This window comes from Polaribacter vadi (genome assembly GCF_018861005.1).
Taxonomy (GTDB): Bacteria; Bacteroidota; Bacteroidia; order Flavobacteriales; family Flavobacteriaceae; genus Polaribacter; species Polaribacter vadi_A.
Map to the genome: position 1 here is coordinate 1 of NZ_JAHKQL010000035.1, position 1,640 is coordinate 1,640.

The 1,640-nt window shown below is 26.8% G+C and carries 1 protein-coding gene; it reads right to left on the bottom strand.

Annotation, left to right across the window (positions count from 1 at the left end; genetic code table 11):
* Window positions 1–144: 144 nt before the first annotated feature.
* Window positions 145–1,602 carry an FRG domain-containing protein gene (locus KO506_RS16375; RefSeq protein WP_215996009.1) on the bottom strand — a complete coding sequence of 486 codons (1,458 nt, stop codon included), beginning with the start codon at window positions 1,600–1,602 and terminating at the stop codon, window positions 145–147.
* Window positions 1,603–1,640: the final 38 nt, after the last annotated feature.

A 1,640-nucleotide genomic window follows, 5' to 3' on the forward strand; every position in this document is an offset into this window, starting at 1 on the left:
GAAACTAACGTTGTTGTATATGGTTTGTTGCGTGTTTCAAGCAACTAATTTAGTAAATAATTACCGACCAAGAAAGTCCGCGAGGACTTTCGCAAGTAGGCAAAAAGCCAGCAATAAATTATATACGTTGTTGGCAGTAGTTTTTTATGCATATCCTAGTATTTTCATTTGTGCAGGTGTATAAAATATAACAGGGTTTTTATTTCTCCGATTATAGAAAACTTGTTGTGCAATTGCTTCTTCTTTAAAGAATTCTATCATTTTTTTGAAATCAAATATGTATCTAGGTTTATTTATAAACATTAATAATTCAGAAGGTATTGGTCTTTGTTTATTTTTATCTACAACTTCATTTATATCATCTCTAAACGCTTTAACTAAATTGTTAGGTTCAGCATTAAATCTTGTAATACTACCATATTTATTGGACATTTCTAAAGTTATTAATCCGTCTTTAATTTCTTTTTCTCTATTTTTAAATTCTATTAATAAATATGTACATATAATTTTAATAATTTCCTCTTTGCTAAAAGGTAGATTTCTAGTTCCGTCCCAAATTCGTCCACAATTTTCATTTATAATAGATAGATATTTTTTTGGTAACTCGAAAGTCGAATTTATTTTAAAACTTAAAGGTGTATTTTTAGCAATATTTTTCTCATTGAACTCTCTACGAAGTTGAGATTTATTTATTTTTATAAAATCTTTTGAATTTTTAAACTGATTTTTTGAAATAGAAAGATTTATTGTTTTTTCATTTAAGGTAGATTTCCAACTTTCATTCAATTGAAAATTCCATTTTCTGTATGTATACGAATACCAACTTTTATGAACCTCTTTTTTTTCTAAAATTTCAAATTGATTAATTTCAGGAATATGATTAATAGTAATATTCATTTCTTTCGCAAAAGAATGCATTCTTTTTTGTCCTTTAATCCTTCTTTCTGTATCAAAGTAAGAATCTAGCATAATTTCTAGTTCACTTTTTCTTTCTGGATAAATATCTTCTTTTCCTATTTCTCTGAAAGAGTTAGAAAAAGGAAATATTATTTTATCAAAATCATAAAACATTTCAATTTTGTCATATGGTGTGTATAGAAAACATCCTTTTTGAGCTTGAAGTCTCCATAAATTCTTCACGTCGTCTTTCACTATATAAGGTGAAATAACTCCATCTTTTTCGTATAGAATTTTCGAAAATTCTACAAACTTGTTGAAATCATTTTCATTGAGACAGATTATAGAACAATCTTCTCGTAATTTATTTGACTTTGAATTTGTTGCGAAGTAGAATGCAACTTCTATACTTTCTGTAAAATCTATATATTTAGTTGGAATTCCATAATGCTGTGCAATAGCAAAAAAATCATCAATTCGCGAACAATATTTTTTTAAAACCGTTTCAGTGCTAAAATAGTATAAGAGTCTTTCAAGTTGTTTTTTAGATTGTTCAAATTCTTCTTTTGAAATTCTTCCTGCAGTTGGTACAACTTCCCAATTTTGAGCTTGACCTCTAAATAAATTATATTTTCCTGTTTGTTTAAATTTTTCAGCAAGCTTTAAAGCTTCTACTATACTTTCAGTTCTGTATATTTCTGCCATTCAATTTTTTAATTACTGCCAACGTGTTTGTATATGGT

Bases quoted from the DNA above. Each gene is read 5' to 3' on its own strand.
- KO506_RS16375 (WP_215996009.1), bottom strand. From the start codon at position 1,602: ATGGCAGAAATATACAGAACTGAAAGTATAGTAGAAGCTTTAAAGCTT.